Origin of the sequence: Aeromonas sobria, assembly GCF_000820145.1 — a bacterium.
GTDB lineage: Bacteria > Pseudomonadota > Gammaproteobacteria > Enterobacterales > Aeromonadaceae > Aeromonas > Aeromonas sobria.
Genome location: NZ_CDBW01000043.1, coordinates 1 through 16,888 on the forward strand (window position 1 = coordinate 1; position 16,888 = coordinate 16,888).

The window sequence follows — 16,888 nt, forward strand, 5'->3', positions numbered from 1 at the left end:
ACCTATTTCAGGACTAGACAACCGCAAAAAGGCCAGTGCCAGGATGCGGTGTCACCATCATGCTGAGTTCACCATGCCGGGTTCATCCTGTCTGGTTCACGGCCCACATCGGCACGATAACGCCCTTTCGCGCGTTGATATCGAACCCCAATAAAAGAGCCCCTCTTGTGCAAAGAGGGGCTCTTTTATTATCTGGGCAGGCCATAGGCCCGCACTCTGTTATGACGGTGTCTCCTTGCGCCATTGCGCAAGGTACTCATATCTCATGCGAGCGCTTGGGCCAGCAGGTGGATGGGATGTTCGCAGCGAAATGCCGTGCTCATCTCGATCTGCCATTTGCAGGTTTCGCAATCGGTGATCACCAGATCGGGGGCCAGGCGGTTAATTTGATCAAACAGCCCTTCGCCGATGGTCTGGCTGGTTTCGTAGTTTTCCGACTTGAAGCCGTAGGTGCCGGCGATGCCGCAGCATTGGGACTCCAGCACGGTCACCTTGACCCCAGGAATGGCGCGCAGCAATTCGAGGGTGTAGATGACGCCGCCCATCTTCTCCATGTGGCAAGGGGTGTGGTAGGCGATGTGCAGATTGAGCGGCTTCATCGCCGGTTTGTTGCCTTTGTAGAACTCGTTCCACAGGAAGCGGGTCACCAGCGAGATGCGATCCCGCACCTTGTGGTTGTCCTGCTCCAGCAGGTGGGGGTATTCGTCCCGCAGGGTAAAGCCGCAGGTGGAGGAGGTGGCCAGCAGCGGCATCTCGTTGCCCAGCAGGGTGTTCTCCAGCTGCTTGATATTGAAGGCAGCCTGCTGCTTGGCCTTGTCCATAAAGCCGTTGGCAATCAGCGGTACGCCGCAGCATTTTTCCCGCTCCAGCAACTGCACGCCGATGTTCATGGCGTTGAGTACCTGTACCAGCTCCTTGCCAAGCTGCGGGTGGTTGTAGTTGACGTAGCAGCCGTGGAAGTAGGCTATTTGGCGCGCATAACTGGCCTGCGTAGCCTTCTGCTTTTTGTACCAGCCGCGGAAGGTACCCTGGGAGTATTTGGGCAGGTCGCGGTGGGAGGAGACCCCCAGCGCCTTGTCCAACACCATTTTCATTGGCTTGAGGCCGGTGGTGAAGTTGACCACGGGCGCCATCAGGGTAGACATGCTGCCCATCAGATCGGTGTGGGAGAGCACGAATTCGCGGATCCCCGGTTTGAAGCCGCTGTATTTGTCTTTGGCTTTGGCGATGATGTCGCCGATGCGCACCCCGCTCGGGCAGGCCACTTCACAGCGCTTGCAGTTGGTGCAGTGCTTGAGGGCGCTGTCAAACAGCTCCGGGCTCTTGATCCGCAGCCGCTCCCCATCCGGGCCCGCCTGTTTGGGGCCGGGGTAGGCGGGGTTGGCCTTGGCCACCGGGCAGTAGGCGGTACAGACGGTGCATTTGATGCACTGATCGAAAGTTTGGTTGGCGTGATCCAGTAGCATGATTTACTCCTCCCGGGCCGGATTGAAAGCAACAGGGATGCGGCAATGGGATTGTCGAGCGGGCAGCGCTCTGCCCGCAGTCAGAAAACAGAGGGTTGGCATCTCAGACGCCAGCCAGAATATGGCCAGCGGCCTGCCAGCCAGTGGCAACCGCAACACCGGAGCCGGAGCCCTCTTTAATGGGGTCGTAGTGGGCCAAGACACTGCCCGCACCATAGAGGTTGGTCAGCGGCTTGCCGCCGCGCAGTACCCGCAGCTTGTCGTCGGTTTTGACCCCGAAGCCCATGAAGGGGTGGTGGTCGAACAGGCGGCGACCGGCCCAGGCGTCACGCTCCTCCAGACTCAGCACATCGGCATTGAAGATGGGTTCGCGAATGCCACGCAGACGGGATTCCAGCCCGCGACTGAAGAAGCTGCCGGAGGCGAGCACGAAGTTGTCCGCCTCAAACAGCTGGTCGTCGCCATTCTGGCTGTGTACGCCGATGACTTTATCTCCCTCATAGCGGGCGCCCAGCACCCGTTCGCTGGTGAGGAAGGTACCGCCAAGGGCCATGAAACGGCGCTTGAGTGCCTCTTGCATCCGCATGCCGATCAGAGACGGCGGCATGGTTGCCACCTCCTTGATGGTGCAACCGGTGCGTTGCTCCAGCTCCGCCAGACGGGGGCCGACCAGACCCAGCGACAGGCAGGCGGGCAGCACGATATGGCGGCAATCGGGCACGCCGCTCTCCTGTACCATGCGGCTGATCTCGCGGGCCAGTTCGGCCACCAGCGGGTGTTTGCCCCCGCTCTGTTTATCAAACAAACGGGCGATATCGGCGGAGCGAAATTCGTGGGGATTGCGGCTGAACTCCGCCAGCTGTGGCAGGCGTATTTCACCAGTCAGGACGCGGCAGTGGGCGAAGCGGGGGTGGGTGGCCAGATTGGCCGCGGCCAGCGCCGGATGGAAGTCGCGAAAGCCTTCCATGGTGGCGAGCAGCAGGGCATCCGGGATCGGGGCATCGGTGATGCAGGCGCAGGTATCGGGGGAGAGCCAGGTGCGCTTGAGGGTGCCGATGGGGGTCAGGCGCTGGTGGTTGGTCTCGTTGTGCACCAGCGGCAATCCCTGCTCGGCGCAGTGGCGCTGCAGATCGGCAAGGCTCGCCTCGATATTTTCCATCCCGACTTTGCTGTAGGGGTGATCCGGATGGGCTGCCATAAAGGCGGGCAGCGTGGTGCGGGGATCTCCCTCGCTTTCGAGCAGATCGACCGAGCCGGAGGAGAAGTGCAGGGCGCTCTGGCCGGAGGCCATCAGCAGGGTCTTCTGGCCCGCCTCCACCAGCCGCAGGGCGGCCGAGAGCCCGGCCATGCCGCCGCCGATAACGATATTGTCGAACTTCATGACGGCTCTCCTTGTGAGTGGTCTCGGCTTGCAGCGGCGCGAGGGGGTTCGGCAACCAGTTGTGGCGCCGTCCACTCCCCCAGGCCAAACAGCCCTTCGTAGATCCAGTAGGTAAACTCGGCCTCGCGCAGGGCATCGCCCCACAGTACCGGGCGGGTCCCCTTGTAACGCTCCTCGAGGAACTGGCGCAGCATGACGCAAGCCTGACGACCGTCAGCCTTGCCATACTCCTGCATCAGACCGGCGGCGCGATAGGCGCACAGCTCGCCCTGACAGGGGCCCATTCCCAGACGGGTGCGGCGGCGCAGGTCGATGAGGTTGTCCACATCCAGCTCGCGCAGGGCATATTCGATTTCGCCTGCGGTGACCATTTCGCATTCGCAGATGAGGGCATTGGCTTTGGGGTTATCGCGGAAGAAGGCGATGACCCGCTCGCCATGGCGGTATTGGGCAGAACCTTCAGCGGGGGCCGAGAGCCCGGGGGCCGAGACTTTCTCCGGGTCCCGCGAGCCGGGCAGGTTCAGTTCGGCGGTCTGGCAGGGTTTGCTGTTGCCGAGTTTCTTGGCCAGCAGATCGGTGGCCCACTCGGCCATCAGGCGGTAGGTCATCAGCTTGCCGCCGGTGATGGTGTTGAAGCCCTTGAGGCCGTCGCGTTCGGCGTGATCCAGCAGCACGATACCGCGACTGATGTTGCGGCCGGTTTCGTCACCGTCTACCGCCACCAGCGGGCGCACCCCGGCGTAGGCACGCAGCAGACGGGTACGGGCCATGATGGGGGCGAGCTTGATCCCCTCGCGCAGCAGCACCTCCACCTCTTCTGGATCGACGGTGAGCTGGTCAATCTTGTTGTAATCGATGCGACTTGACGTGGTACCGATGAGGGAGATGGTATCGCCCGGCACCAGAATATCGGCATCTGCCGGTTTGCGGGCGCGGTTGAGCACCAGCTGGTTGATGCGGTAATCCATGATGAGCAGGGAGCCCTTAGCCGGGAACATGCGGATGCCGAGATCGGCGTATTCGCAAATTTGCTGGCCCCAGATGCCGGCGGCGTTGATCACCTCCTGACACTCTACCTCGAACGCTTCGCCGGTGCGGGTGTTGATCGCTTTGACCCCGTGTACCCGATCCTGACTGCGCAGCAGCCCCAGCACCTTGCTGTGGGTGAAGATACGGGCGCCATGTTCTTTGGCGTCCAAGACGTTTGCGGCGGCGAGGCGGAACGGATCGACCGTGCCATCCGGCACATGAATGGCACCGATCATCGCCGGGTTGGCATTCGGTTCGAGCAGCAGCGCTTCGCGGGGATCCAGCTGGCGGGTGTCGATACCGGCCAGGGCGCAGGCATCCATAAAGGTGCGTTGGAAATTGATGTCATCTTCCGGCAGGGTGAGGAAGAGGCCGCCAGTGTCCTCGACACAGTGGCTGGCAATTCGCTTGAGGATGCGGTTTTCCTGGATGCATTCGCGGGCGGACTCCTGATCCGTCACCGCGTAGCGGGCACCGGAGTGCAGCAGGCCGTGGTTGCGGCCGGTGGTGCCTGCGGCGATATCATCGCGCTCGAGCAGGATGCAGTCGATGCCGCGCAGTGCGCAATCGCGCATGATGCCGGCTCCTGTGGCCCCGCCGCCTATGATGACGACTTGTGTGGTTATTCTTTTCATTGTTGCCCGTCTCATCTCTTCCAGATGAGGCCAGTGTGGCCTACTTCTGAGTGGAAATGTTTGATATGGGCCAAATTTGTGTTCGCAAACGCGCATTTGTTTGCGCGTTAATGAGCATTCTGTGACATTTGTCACGCTGCTATCGCGTCGGTGACCTGGCTGGTAGCGGATGGCAGGCACAAAAAAGGGGCATCGGATGCCCCTGTTCGTTTCTGTTTGACGAGTCAGGTCGGTGTGTGACGCGTCAGCCGCAGCACTTCTTGTGTTTTTTGCCGCTGCCACAGGGGCAGGGATCGTTACGACCCGCCTTGAGGGGGGCTGGATCCTGCTCCCCCTCGGTGTAGACCCAGCGCCCTTGATTGCGCGCGAAGAGGGAGAGCTCATGCAGGCAGTGGCGCTCATCCCCCTCCAGAAACCAGGCTTTGAACTCCACCATACCGGTTTCATCCTCCGGGCCGCCCTGGCTGGCGATAATCTCTAGACCATCCCACTGAGTGTCGATGCGAGAGAGCTCTGCGGCGGTGAGGCCGCCGAGGTGGGCCGGATGCCAGCTATGGACCAGATACTCCCCCAGCCCGAGCACGAAGGCGCTGTAACGCGATCGCATCAGCTGCTCCGGGTTGTCAGCCACAGCGCCACCGTGAAGTGAGCCACAGCACAATTCGAGAGAAAGGGTTGAGCCGCAAGGACAAAGATTCATGATTTTTACATTCTGGCCGATTTGTTTAAGGGAATTGTAACGAAAGCTGGGCTCGCCCTGCCAGCACCTATACTGATGAGTAAGCAAGGAATTCCAATAAAAACAGCTGCAAGGATGTGAAAGATGACGCTAAAGCAGAAAATCCTGTTACTGGGTGCAGTCCCCGTACTGTTGATGGCCCTGGTGGTCAATCTCAGTAACTACATGGTCTCCAAAAGCGATCTGGAGTCAGAGCTGGTGGTGGCGAGGGAAGATGCCATCAAGGAGCGCAAGGCGCTGCTCAGCAGTTACATCATGATGGCCAAAACCGCCGTCGATGCCGTATATGCCCTGCCGGATTCACCGGAAAATCGTCAGAAGGTCAAAGAGTTGCTCAGGCCGCTGCGTTACAGCAGTGACGGCTACTTCTTTGTCTATGACTTTGAGGGCAACACAGTACTGCTGCCGACCCGTGCCGAGCTGGAGGGAAAAAACCGCTGGAACGACAAGGATGCCAAGGGCAAGTTGCTGATCCAGGACATTCTAAAGGTGGCCCGTCAGGGGGATGGGTTCTCCGAGTACTGGACGGCCAAACCCTCCATCGGCCGTGATGCCCCCAAGCTGGCCTTCAACATGGTGCTGGATAAATACCAGTGGGTGATCGGAACCGGTTTTTATATCGACGATATCGACAATGAGCTGGCGGCCCTGCGCGAACAGCGTGAAAGCAACATGCATGCCTCGCTGCAGAGTAGCGTGCTGGTGATCCTGTTGATCCTCGGTATAACCCTCTCGGTGACAGTGATCGTGGGCAATCGGGTCACCAAACCACTGGCGGATGCGGTGCTGGCGTTGAACGATATTGCTAATGGTGAGGGGGACCTGACCCAGCGCCTCAAGGTGCAGAGCCAAGATGAAATTGGCCAACTGGCCAGCGCCTTCAATCGCTTTGTCGAGCGGATCCAGTCGGTGGTGAGTCAGGTAGGAGAGACCAGTAATCACCTGCTTGGCGCTGTCGACAAGCTGCACCATCTGAGCGAACACTACGATCATCAGATGCAGGGTCATAGTCGTGAGACCGATCAGGTGGTCACCGCGGTGACCGAGATGAGCTCTACCGCGCAGGAGGTGGCAGCCAGTGCCTCCAATGCGGCGACAGCGACCAGCGATGCCGCTCGTGAATCTGACGCCGCTCGTGGTGTGGTCAGTGGCGCCATCAACAGTATCAACCGGTTGGTGGGGGAGGTGCATACCGCCTCCGGTGTTATCGAACAACTGGCACAAGAGACCGCCAAGATTGGTTCGGTGGTCGAGGTTATTCGTGGCATTGCGGATCAGACCAACCTGCTGGCATTGAACGCGGCTATCGAAGCGGCGCGGGCCGGTGAGCAGGGACGGGGTTTTGCGGTGGTGGCAGACGAAGTGCGTTCGCTCGCCGGTCGTACCCAGCAGAGCACCAAGGAGATCAATCAGATGCTGCAGCGTCTGCAAGGGGGCGTCAAACAGGCGGTGGATGTGATGCAGGCGAGCGAGGAACGCAGCCAGGAGACGGTGCAGGAGGCGAGTCACATTGCCAGCTCCCTCGACAGCATGGTGATGGCGGTCAGTACCATCAACGACATGAATATCCAGATTGCAACGGCTGCCGAGGAGCAACATGCGGTGTCGGAGGAGATCAACAAGAACCTGGTGGCCATTCAGCAGATTGTCAGCGAGCTGACCGATGCCGCGCTGGAGTCCAACAGCACCACCCGCGATCTGGCCAATACCGGTGACAAGTTGCGCAAACTGGTGTCGCAATTCCGTTACTGATCCTGTGATGGTTCGTGACACTAGCCACAAGATGCGGTCTGAATCCCGGTTCAGACCGCTCTTTATTTGGGTATTGACCAATAATGTGTGAAAATTGGCGGCCTCTTTTTTTCAGCCTTTGCCCCATACCCTATGAATGAGATCGTGAAAGGTAGTATCGATTTGATCCGGCAGCTCAACTACGGCCTGGTCTATGCCAGCCTGGAAGAGCACAAGGAGCTGTCGCGCACCGATCTCTCCCGCTTGACCGGCCTCTCGCCAGCCAGCATCACCAAGATCACCCGTGAACTGCTTGATGGCGGTCTGGTGGTGACCTGTGGTGAAAGCTCGGTGGGGCGCGGTCGTCGTCAGACCCTGTTACGTATCAACGAGCGCCGCTTCCAGTTTCTCTCGATGCGCCTTGGTCGCGGTTATGTGGATATGGCACTGTTTGACTTCTCCGGCCGCTCGCTGGCCCGCCAGCGCCACCTGTTCACCGAGGAAGAGCGCGCCGATCTGTTGGCTAGTCTGGTGCATGCCATCCAGGTGTTTCTGCCGAAAAAGGCCCTCAGTCTGGCTTGTATTGCCCTCTGTCTGCCCGGCCAGGTGGAACGCCACTCCGGCATGGTCAAGCATTTTCCTTTCTACGATCTGCGCAACTGGCCCCTTGGCCCCACTCTGCAACAAGCGTTCGATGTACCTGTGTTGGTGAGCGGCGATGTGCGGACCTGGATCCAGGCCGAGCGTGAATGGGGGGCGGCCAAAAACTGCGCAGATGCGGTGCTGGTGTTTGTTCACAACGACATCGGGGTGGGCATGGTGGTCAATGGCCAGCTGATTGAGAGCGAGAATTCACTGCTGGGGGATCTTAGCCATCTGCAGCTCGAGCCCTACGGCCAGCGTTGCTACTGCGGTGGCTTTGGCTGTGCCTGCACCCTGGTGACCAATCAGGCGCTGGAGGCGCAATACCGGGATCTGCGTGAGCGGATGCAGGAGCATGATCTGCCACCCAGCGTCACCATCCGCGAGCTGTGCGAGCTGGCGCTGGCGGGTAACAGCCTCTGTCAGGATATTCTCCATCAGGCGGCGGGGCGCCTCTCCAAGGTGCTCTCCAACCTCATCTGCCTGCTCAATCCGGGCAAGTTGCTGCTCGGGGGCGAGATCACCCGCGCCGATCGCTTGCTCTTTCCCATGCTGCACCAGTCGCTGGCCAGCCAGTTGCCTGCCGAATATCTGGTGCGGCTGCAGATCGAATCCACTCACTTCTACGAAGATCCCACCAAGCCCACCTCGGTGCAGGTGCACAAGGCGCTGCGTGATGGCAGCCTGTTGCTGGAGCTGCTGCGCGGCTGTCAGGAGTCGTAAGGCAAGGGTGTGTGGCCCTGTGTCTGACGAAAGGGGCAGGGATTGCTGTTCCGCCAGCGTGTAACTCGGTACAATCTTGCGCTTTTCTGGCGGCACCCCTGTTATTGGGCTCCTTGGAGCCATGGCAGTTGGCATTGTTGCCGTTTTGGCCCCTGTTTTGACTTCAGTTGTGAACCTAGATGAAGCCTGTTCCTGATCACGCCGTCAACCGCCTGCGGGCCTGGCGCAAGAGTATCTCTACCCGACCGTTCCTCGCCCGTGGCGGCACCCTGGCACGCTGTCCTGCCTGTCAGCTGCGGGAGGATTGGTGCGCCTGCGAGTGGCGCCCCGAGCTCAAAGCCGAGGCCGGTTTCTGCCTGCTGATGTATGACAGTGAGCCGATGAAGCCCTCCAACACCGGCCGTCTGATTGCCGATGTGTTGCCGGATACCACCTGGGCCTTTCTCTGGTCGCGCACCCAGCCCCATCCCGAGTTGCTGGCCTTGCTGGCTGACCCGGTCTGGCAGCCTTATGTGGTGTTTCCCGCCTGCGAGAAGGAGCCTACCCGCCTGACTTGCGAGGTGACGCTGGCGCCCGGCAAAAAGCCGCTCTTTATCCTGCTCGACGGCACCTGGCCCGAGGCGCGCAAGATGTTTAACATGAGCCCCTATCTGGATGGCTTCCCGGTGCTTGCCATCAAGCCTGATGCGCTCTCCACCTACGGCATGCGGGTGGCCAACTGTGACGAGCACCTTTGCACTGCCGAAGTGGCTGCCTGCGTGCTGGAAGTGGCGGGGGAGTTGCAGGCCGGACAGGCGTTGCAGCTCTGGTTCAATCTTTTTAGTCGCCGTTATATGGCAGGTCGGGTCAGTCGTAGCCCCGGTGACGATGAACGCCACTTGCAGCAGGCGCTGGCCTTTATCAAACAGGGTGGTCAGGACGATCTGACGGATAGCGCTGATTAATCGTGCTGGCAGTTGGTGCTGGCAGGAACGTTACAGGGTTAATTGATGAGAATATGGAATCAATTGGCTGCCATTGTTTCGTTAGTCTCATCAACTGTTGCTCAGTAGGATAGCGGTTCTCAGCTGCAGCACCTTGTAAACGCTGTTTTTATGATCCCGGTTGCCTGACCCTTTCGGGCAACTCAATCCCGTGAGGTCTATGGATGGAATTGGAACTGGTTACCCTGTTTGCCCTGTTCGGTGTGGCGCTTGTCGCCGGTTTTATCGATGCCATCGCCGGTGGCGGTGGCCTGCTGACGGTGCCAGCCCTGCTCGCCACCGGCATGCCGCCCGCGCTGGTGCTCGGCACCAACAAGTTGCAGAGCAGTTTCGGCTCCTTCTCCGCCACCTGGTTCTATGCCCGCAAGGGGTTGCTGGAGTGGGCCATGATCTGGCCTGCGGTGATCTGCACCTTTATCGGTGCGGCCATCGGCACGCTGGCGGTACAGACCATCGACGCCGCCATTCTCGAGCGCCTGCTCCCTTTCCTGCTGATGGCCTTTGCCTGCTACTTCTACTTCTCGCCGCGGGTGAGCGATGCCGAGAGCTCTCGCCGTCTTACACCCATGCTGTTTGCGTTGCTGGTGGGGGGCGGGGTCGGCTTTTATGACGGCTTCTTCGGGCCGGGCACAGGATCGTTTTTCGCCATCGGTTTCGTGGCGCTTGCAGGCTTTGGCATGGCGCGTGCCACCGCTCACACCAAGTTGCTCAACTTCACCTCGAATATTGCCTCCCTGCTGTTCTTTGCCCTCGGTGGCAAGGTGGTGTGGAGTGTCGGCTTCTGCATGGCGCTGGGGCAGTTTATCGGCGCCCGTTTCGGCTCCAAGATGGTGCTCAAGCAAGGAGTGAAGCTGATCAAGCCACTGTTGGTGACCGTCTCCTTGCTGATGTCTGCCAAGCTGGTCTGGAGTCAGTACCCCGAGCTGTTTGCCTGGATTTGATGCGCGCTTGTTCGCGACAACGCGGACTTTAACGGGGCCTTTGGGCCCCGTTGTCACCTCTGGCGGGTTTACACAACTAGCGCGGCGTGTCGTTGTAGTGGCGAAAGTGTTGGTGCAGGGCGCTGACCAGCCGGGCGATCCGCTCGCGCTTGAGACTGTTCTGTCGATAAACCAGATAGAGCGGGCGCCCCAATCCAGGCAGCGGGCATGCCATCTCTCCCTGTTCTCCCACCAACGCCAGCAGGCCTGCGGGTAACAGCACGGGTCCCATCCCGGCCTTGGCAAGCTCGATCAACGCCAAGTAGGAGTCGAGCTCCATGGCGGGCTCTAGTCCCCTCTCCGCCAGTGGCTCGCGCAGGTAGCGGTTGGCCGGGTTCTCCAGATCCATGGTGAGGATCTTGCGCATTGCCCCCGCAGTGGTTGGCCGCTTTGGATTCGGTTCGTTACCCACCAGATAGAATGGCTCCTCCAGCAGCAGTTCGGCATCGAGTCCGTGGCCCGGTGGCAGGCGACCGGCACAGATCCCGAGCAGGGCTTCGCCACTGCGCACCCTGGTCAGGATCACCGGCGTGTGATGGGTGGAGAGGGCCAGATGGGGATCCTGAGCCAGATAGTCGTGCATAAAGCGGGCAAGGTAGCCTGCCAGCAGGGTTTCGGAGCAGGCGATGGGAAGAGGGGTCTGATCGAACAGGGTCTGGCTGTCCGCCAGCACCCCCTTCATCTCGGCAAGGCTGGGCGCGAGCCGTTCCAGCAGCTCCTGCGCCTGCGGGGTGAGCCGGATCTGGCGCCCATCCGGTTCGATCAGTTTTTTGCCAAGGCGAAGCTCCAGCTGGGCAATACGCTTGCTCACCGCCGACTGGCTGATATAGAGACGGCTGGCTACCTTGGCCATGGTCCCTTCGCTCGCCAGCAAGCTGAGCGTCTCCAGTCCTTCCAGTAACATAGAGTCCCCTTGCCATCGTTACTTATTGAATGTGCGCTACCTTAGGGGCTGCCTGCCTCAGGATCAAGGGTCATTTGCTGCCTTGGTCGGGTGAACTCGCCACGGCTTGAGGGGTAACGCCAAGATCATCAAGTTACCGATGATGCTGATCACCAGCCACACCAAGTGGCTTGCCAGACCGATGGTGCATTAAAGCGCAGGCTATGATGAGCAACCGGCTTGCGCGCGTCATCCCACCTCTTGCTAGCAACCGTTTTCGCGCAGCCGTTGCTACTACGCCGGGACAGCTGTGTGCGCCATTGTCATCTTTCTGTCACAGATAACCCTGAGACTTTGAGCAAAAGAGGTGTACTCTTGACCACTTATATTTTGAAAGGAATGCCCATTGAATTATCGCAAACGTCAAATTCGTACCCGCCATCTCTGGTTCAGCCACTGGAATGCCCCCCAAGATCGCACCGCTGTCGTCACCCCGCCCGAACCTGCAGTGCCTCACAGTTCACGTTGAAAAAGCCCAGCATCCGATAGGATTTTTCCGCTAACTTTGCCACTATTGCCCCATCACAATGATGTGGACATGGCTGGATGTTTCTGGAACGTATTGAAGTAAAAGGTTTTCGCGGGATTAATCGCCTGTCGCTCGGGCTCGATCAGACAACGGTGCTGATTGGTGAAAATACCTGGGGCAAATCAAGCCTGTTGCGCGCCCTCTGGTGCCTGCTGGGGCAAAATGCCGAGCCCTACCAATTTACCGCCGAGGATTTCCATCAGCCGGAAGATCCCGAGCTAGCGCCGACACGTCACTTGCAACTGGTGCTCACCTTCAGTGAGCACAGACCCCAGGTGTGTCAGCACTCCCATCGTTTGGCCCGCCTTCGTCCCTCCTGGGTGCTGCATAAAGATAAATTCCACCGTATTCACTATCGTGCCAGCGCGGAGTTGCAAGCCGATGGCTCCATTCTGACGCTCCATGATTTTCTCGACGGAACAGGTAAAATCCTGCCCATCGCCAATGCGGATGAGCTGGTCACTCTGCTGATCACCATGAACCCGGTCTTTCGTCTGCGCGACGCGCGCAGCACGCGCAACGGAGTGGAGACTGTGGCGTGGGGAGACCTGTCGGAGCAACGGTTAAGCGAGTTGGCCGACAAGCTGATTGACGAGCCCCAGCGGATCGGTGAACCCGAGCTGAAGGAAGCACTGCAGGCGGTGCGTCAGCTGATGGATCACTACTTTAATGCACTAGCTCCGATGAAAAATAAGCCACGAAGTCAGCGCGATATTGTCAATCGTCCTATGACCCTGCGTAATCCGGGTAACCTGCACACTCTGCTGCGCCATGCAGATAATCGTGCTTTGCAACTGGCCATGGCCGGGATGGCGGCGACCTTGCTGCAGGCGCGGGGCAACCGCGAGCTGGAGGAGGGGGCCCGGCCGATCCTGATCCTGGAAGATCCCGAAAGTCGGCTGCACCCGACCATGCTGGCATTGGCGTGGGGCTTGCTGGATCAATTGCCAGGCCAGAAGCTGCTCACCACCAACTCGGGGGATCTGCTCTCCTCTTTGCCGCTTAATCAGGTACGCCGGTTGGTGCGGCGCCAGCAAGATATTCTCTGCCAGCAACTGGGGGGAGAGCGCTATAGCAGCGATGACTTGCGCAAAATTGCCTTCCATGTACGGATCAATCGCCCTATGTCGCTGTTTGCCCGCTGTTGGCTGCTGGTGGAGGGCGAGACCGAGATCTGGTTGCTCTCGGAGTTGGCCCAGATCTGTGGTTACAGCTTGCGGGCCGAGGGAGTGCGGGTCATCGAGTTTGCCCAGTGTGGCCAGTCGCCATTGATCAAGGTTGCGCGGGATTTTGGTATCGAATGGCATCTTCTGACTGATGGTGATGAAGCCGGGCTCAAATATGCGGCGTCGGCCCGTTCCTTGTTAAAAGGTGATCGGGAGCGGGACAGACTGACCCAGCTTCCGGCGGCAGACATCGAACATTACCTTTATCACAATGGTTTCGAGGCGGTATTTCGCCGTGAGGCGGGGGTGGGGGGGCGCACTATGTGGAGTGCCCGTCACATCATTAACAAGGCAATCCATAAACGCAGCAAACCGGGTATGGCGCTGGCCGTCGTTGAAGAAGCCGAGCGTCTCGGTGGCGAGCATATTCCACCGGTAATCCGTCAGATGTTTGCCAAGGTGGTTGCGCTGGCGCGAGGCCAGGGATAAGCGGACGTTAGTCTGTGCTGCCTTGTTGTCGCGCCAGGTTGCGGTGAGAGGGTGAGTGGTTCCAGTATTGCTTGCAGAGATTGGGGATAGCGGCGGGGTTGGGTATACTCCGCCTCTCTTTGGCGCCGCGTTGGCGCATTTCGAAACACTCTGCTGGAGGCGTCATGTTCGTCCAACTCCCTTTTTGGCTTTTCCCCCTGACTGGGCTGATGGCGCTGGGCGCCCTGATCGCCCTCGGTATCGTGTTGTGGCGCGGTGATATTTGCCCGGGACAACGGGCCAGAGTCACCCAGCAACTCTTCTCTGTTTGGGTCATTACTGCCCTGTCGCTGATGCTGGCGCTTGAAGCAAAGGCGGCCAGCTGGCTTATCTGGAGTGGCGGCGCCAGTCTGGTGCTCGGGGTGGCATTGTCGCTGCTCCAGTCGCGGTTGGAAGGCAAGCGATCTATCCCTTCGGCCCTGCTCTGGTTACCGGGCATGCCGCTGGCGCTGTATGGTGTGGGGTTGTTGCAGGTGCAGGGCTGGATCAGTGGCTTGCTGCAGATGGCCATGCTGGGGGCGGCATTTGCCCACTTGATGCTGCTGCGAGCTCGGCATCGCCTCACCGCATTTAACACCTTACTGCCTCTGGCTGGGTTGGCGGGAGCCATTATCAGCCTGATCTGGTTGGCGGTGTTGGTGGCATGGCAAGGCGGGGCGGCCAACCTTGATGCTCTGATCCCGGCGGTACTCACTCAGGCCGGCTTGTTGGTGGTTTCTCTGTTGCTCTGGTTCAGCCCGCTCTATCTGCAGCGGGAGACGGCCCCGGTGGTGGTATCGACCGTTCTGTGCGGTCTGTTAATCGCCCAGATCGCCGCCACCAGTGTGTGGCACCAACTGATCTGACACCTGCGCTGAAAAGAGAAAGCCCCGAGCCAACACTCGGGGCTTTTGCATATCTGGCTCTCGGTATTGCAGGTATCAATAGAAGTCATCGGCCCCACAGATAAAGAGGCAACTGCTGCGCGGCTGGGCCAGATACTCCCGGGTCAACCCTTCAAGCGGCATGCCGAAGGTGCAGATGTCCTGTGGCGAGGGCAGGGCTGTATCGAGGATCCGTCGCCAATAACCACCCACACCTTTAGGTGGGCTGGGCAGGTTGAAGGTCAGGGGCTCCCAGTAAGCGTTAAACAGCACATAGAGTGCCAGCTTGGTTTCGCTCGAGAGAGCCGACATGGCGATAGCATGGGAGTGGGGGCCAAAATCGGGCTGTCCTGCGTTGACCCCGTGCCAGCAGAGCTCGCTATGGCGCAGGATCTCGGTGAGCGATAACGGCATGCTCTCCTGTTCCGGGCGCTGGAACAGATGCTTGCGGTACTGGATCAGCTCCTTCATAAAGCGGAACATCTCCTGACTGCGAGCGTTGGGCTGCCAGTCCATCCAGCAGGTGGCGTTATCCTGACAGTAGCCATTATTGTTGCCGTGCTGGGTTCGCAACAGCTCATCCCCCATCAACAGCATGGGGGATCCGACCGAGAGCAGGGTCGCCACCATCATATTTTTGGATTGGCGCATCCGCAGGGCATTGATCTGCGGATCCACGCTCACCCCTTCATGGCCATGATTCCAGCTGAAATTGTGATCGCAACCATCACGGTTATCCTCGCCATTCGCCTTATTGTGCTTACCGTTGTAACTGGCCCAGTCCCACAGGGTAAAGCCGTCGTGGCAGGTGACGAAGTTAATGCTTTTTTCGGGATCCGCGTGGTGATAGTGGTAGATGTCGGGGCTGCCGCACAGCCGCTCGACAAAGGTGGTGACACTGTTCTCATCGCCGCGCAAAAAGCAGCGCACATCATCGCGGAACTGCCCATTCCACTCACGCCAGCGGGCGCCGGCGAGCGACCCCACCTGATAGAGCCCCCCTGCATCCCAGGCTTCGGCAATCAGTTTGATGTCAGCGATATTGGGGTCGGTGTCGATGGTGCGCAAGGTGGGCGCATTGGCCTGGGGTTGACCTGATTCATCCCGTGACAAGATCGCGGCCAGATCAAAACGGAAGCCGTCGACGTGCATCTCCTGACGCCAGAAGTGGAGGCTGTCCATGATCATCCGCAGCACCACCGGGTGGGCGCCGTTAAAGGTGTTGCCGCAGCCGGAGTAGTTAGTGTCTTTCTGGTTGTTGTCGAGGATGTAGTAGGCCTCGTTGTCGATACCGCGAAACGAAAAGATAGGGCCATCATCCCCTCCTTCGGCGGTATGGTTATAAACCACATCCAGGATCACCTCGATATTGGCCCGGTGCAGCGCCTTTACCATGTCGCGAAATTCGGTGAGAGGATCATCGCCGCAGGCGTATTGCGCGTGCGGGGCGAAAAAGGACATCGGGCTATAGCCCCAATAGTTGGAGAGTCCCTTGGGCGCATCTTGGGGGTCAAACTGGAAGATGGGGAGTAGCTCAACGGCGGTGATACCCAGCGACTGCAGATAGGGGATCTTCTCGATAAGCCCCAGATAGGTGCCGCGCAGTGCCGGGTCCACTCCCGAGCTTGGTGAATTGGTAAATCCCCCCAGATGAAGCTCATAGATCACCGAGCGGGAGAGTGAGTGGGCGGGTAATTTATCCTCTTCCCAATCGTAATCACGGGTATCGACCACTCGATTTTTGGCACAGCAGCCGATATTGCTGCCTGGGCGTGCCGCAGCCCACCGATCGTAATTGGGGCCAAGTTCAATGCGGCGGGCATAGGGGTCAAGCAGCACTTTCTCCGCATCAAAGCGGGTGCCACAGTAGGGGCGCCACGGTCCCTGGATACGATAGGCGTAACGCTGACCTATCGGCAGCCCCTCAATATAGACATGCCAATAGTAGGCGGTCCGATTGCGGCGGGGGGATAGCAGGATCACCTCCGGGTTACTGTCATCCTCGCTGGCGAACAGCAGTAACTCAACCCGGCTGGCCAACCGGGCCCAGATCGCGAAGTTGACGCCGTGGCTGTCGGGTGTGGCCCCCAACTGACGGCAATGACCGGCGGAGATGCGCATATTTTACCTACCCAGAATGAAGGAGTGATCACCTTACTGAGTGTAGTGCCGGATGCGTCGCGCAGACGCTATTGCCTGAAAAAACAGCATGATGCTGATAATGACCGCACAGTCTGTCCGATTAAGCGGCGATTAAACTTATTTTGATATAATTACTTGCATTCTGTGCGCTGGCGCCTATTATTGGCCACCTCAGACGCGGGGTGGAGCAGCTCGGTAGCTCGTCGGGCTCATAACCCGAAGGTCGTCAGTTCAAATCTGGCCCCCGCAACCATCTGAGTTTCTTACTTTTTCAAACCGGTTAATGGGGATGAGAAAGAGAAAAATCGAACTGGCTACTGCTCGGCCACTTCGAGAAAATTTCGGACGCGGGGTGGAGCAGCTCGGTAGCTCGTCGGGCTCATAACCCGAAGGTCGTCAGTTCAAACA

General features: G+C 59.3%; 11 protein-coding genes, 1 tRNA gene and 1 pseudogene. 7 read left to right on the forward strand and 6 right to left on the reverse strand.

All coding sequences use genetic code 11. The features are described from left to right. Positions 1–263 precede the first annotated feature (263 nt). From glpC to BN1135_RS18465, 4 genes and pseudogenes are all read right to left on the reverse strand, one after another. Positions 264–1,466, reverse strand: coding sequence for an anaerobic glycerol-3-phosphate dehydrogenase subunit GlpC (gene glpC, locus BN1135_RS18450; protein WP_042023660.1), 1,203 nt, complete (start codon positions 1,464–1,466; stop codon positions 264–266). Between the two features lie 103 nt (positions 1,467–1,569). Continuing rightward, on the reverse strand, positions 1,570–2,847 hold the full coding sequence (gene glpB, locus BN1135_RS18455; RefSeq protein ID WP_042023663.1) for a glycerol-3-phosphate dehydrogenase subunit GlpB: 1,278 nt from the start codon (positions 2,845–2,847) through the stop codon (positions 1,570–1,572). After that, positions 2,840–4,511: pseudogene (glpA, locus tag BN1135_RS18460) on the reverse strand (anaerobic glycerol-3-phosphate dehydrogenase subunit A); the annotation flags it as partial. The gene glpB and the pseudogene glpA, both read right to left, overlap by 8 nt. Before the next feature lie 244 nt (positions 4,512–4,755). After that, positions 4,756–5,211, reverse strand: coding sequence for a YchJ family protein (locus tag BN1135_RS18465; protein ID WP_082186842.1), 456 nt, complete (start codon positions 5,209–5,211; stop codon positions 4,756–4,758). A 123-nt stretch (positions 5,212–5,334) separates the two neighbouring features. Here BN1135_RS18465 and BN1135_RS18470 point away from each other — a divergent pair, with 123 nt between their 5' ends. The 4 genes from BN1135_RS18470 to BN1135_RS18485 all read left to right on the forward strand — a co-directional run bounded on the left by BN1135_RS18470 (position 5,335) and on the right by BN1135_RS18485 (position 10,270). After that, positions 5,335–7,002, forward strand: a complete 1,668-nt coding sequence (locus tag BN1135_RS18470) for a methyl-accepting chemotaxis protein (RefSeq protein WP_042023667.1) — start codon at positions 5,335–5,337, stop codon at positions 7,000–7,002. 132 nt (positions 7,003–7,134) lie between these two features. Continuing rightward, positions 7,135–8,346, forward strand: a complete 1,212-nt coding sequence (locus BN1135_RS18475; RefSeq protein ID WP_042023669.1) for an ROK family transcriptional regulator — start codon at positions 7,135–7,137, stop codon at positions 8,344–8,346. A 179-nt stretch (positions 8,347–8,525) separates the two neighbouring features. Beyond that, entirely contained in the window at positions 8,526–9,290 is a 765-nt protein-coding gene (locus BN1135_RS18480; protein ID WP_042023671.1) for a tRNA-uridine aminocarboxypropyltransferase, read from the forward strand. Positions 9,291–9,493: 203 nt separating this feature from the next. Next, entirely contained in the window at positions 9,494–10,270 is a 777-nt protein-coding gene (locus BN1135_RS18485; RefSeq protein WP_021231324.1) for a TSUP family transporter, read from the forward strand. Between the two features lie 76 nt (positions 10,271–10,346). On the opposite strand, the gene BN1135_RS18490 is transcribed toward BN1135_RS18485, so the two are convergent. Beyond that, positions 10,347–11,213 (reverse strand): LysR family transcriptional regulator, encoded by an 867-nt coding sequence (locus BN1135_RS18490; protein ID WP_042023675.1) that lies wholly within the window; start codon positions 11,211–11,213, stop codon positions 10,347–10,349. 585 nt (positions 11,214–11,798) lie between these two features. On the opposite strand from BN1135_RS18490, the gene BN1135_RS18495 reads away from it, so the two are divergent. Both BN1135_RS18495 and BN1135_RS18500 read left to right on the forward strand, forming a co-directional pair. Next, complete coding sequence (locus BN1135_RS18495) at positions 11,799–13,436, forward strand: ATP-dependent endonuclease (RefSeq protein WP_042023677.1); 1,638 nt, start codon at positions 11,799–11,801, stop codon at positions 13,434–13,436. A gap of 164 nt (positions 13,437–13,600) precedes the next feature. Next, complete coding sequence (locus tag BN1135_RS18500; protein ID WP_042023679.1) at positions 13,601–14,320, forward strand: hypothetical protein; 720 nt, start codon at positions 13,601–13,603, stop codon at positions 14,318–14,320. Between the two features lie 75 nt (positions 14,321–14,395). Here BN1135_RS18500 and glgX read toward each other — a convergent pair whose 3' ends face one another. Continuing rightward, positions 14,396–16,459, reverse strand: a complete 2,064-nt coding sequence (glgX, locus tag BN1135_RS18505) for a glycogen debranching protein GlgX (protein ID WP_042023682.1) — start codon at positions 16,457–16,459, stop codon at positions 14,396–14,398. Between the two features lie 197 nt (positions 16,460–16,656). Here glgX and BN1135_RS18510 point away from each other — a divergent pair. Continuing rightward, positions 16,657–16,733 (forward strand) — tRNA-Met (locus BN1135_RS18510). Positions 16,734–16,888: the final 155 nt, after the last annotated feature.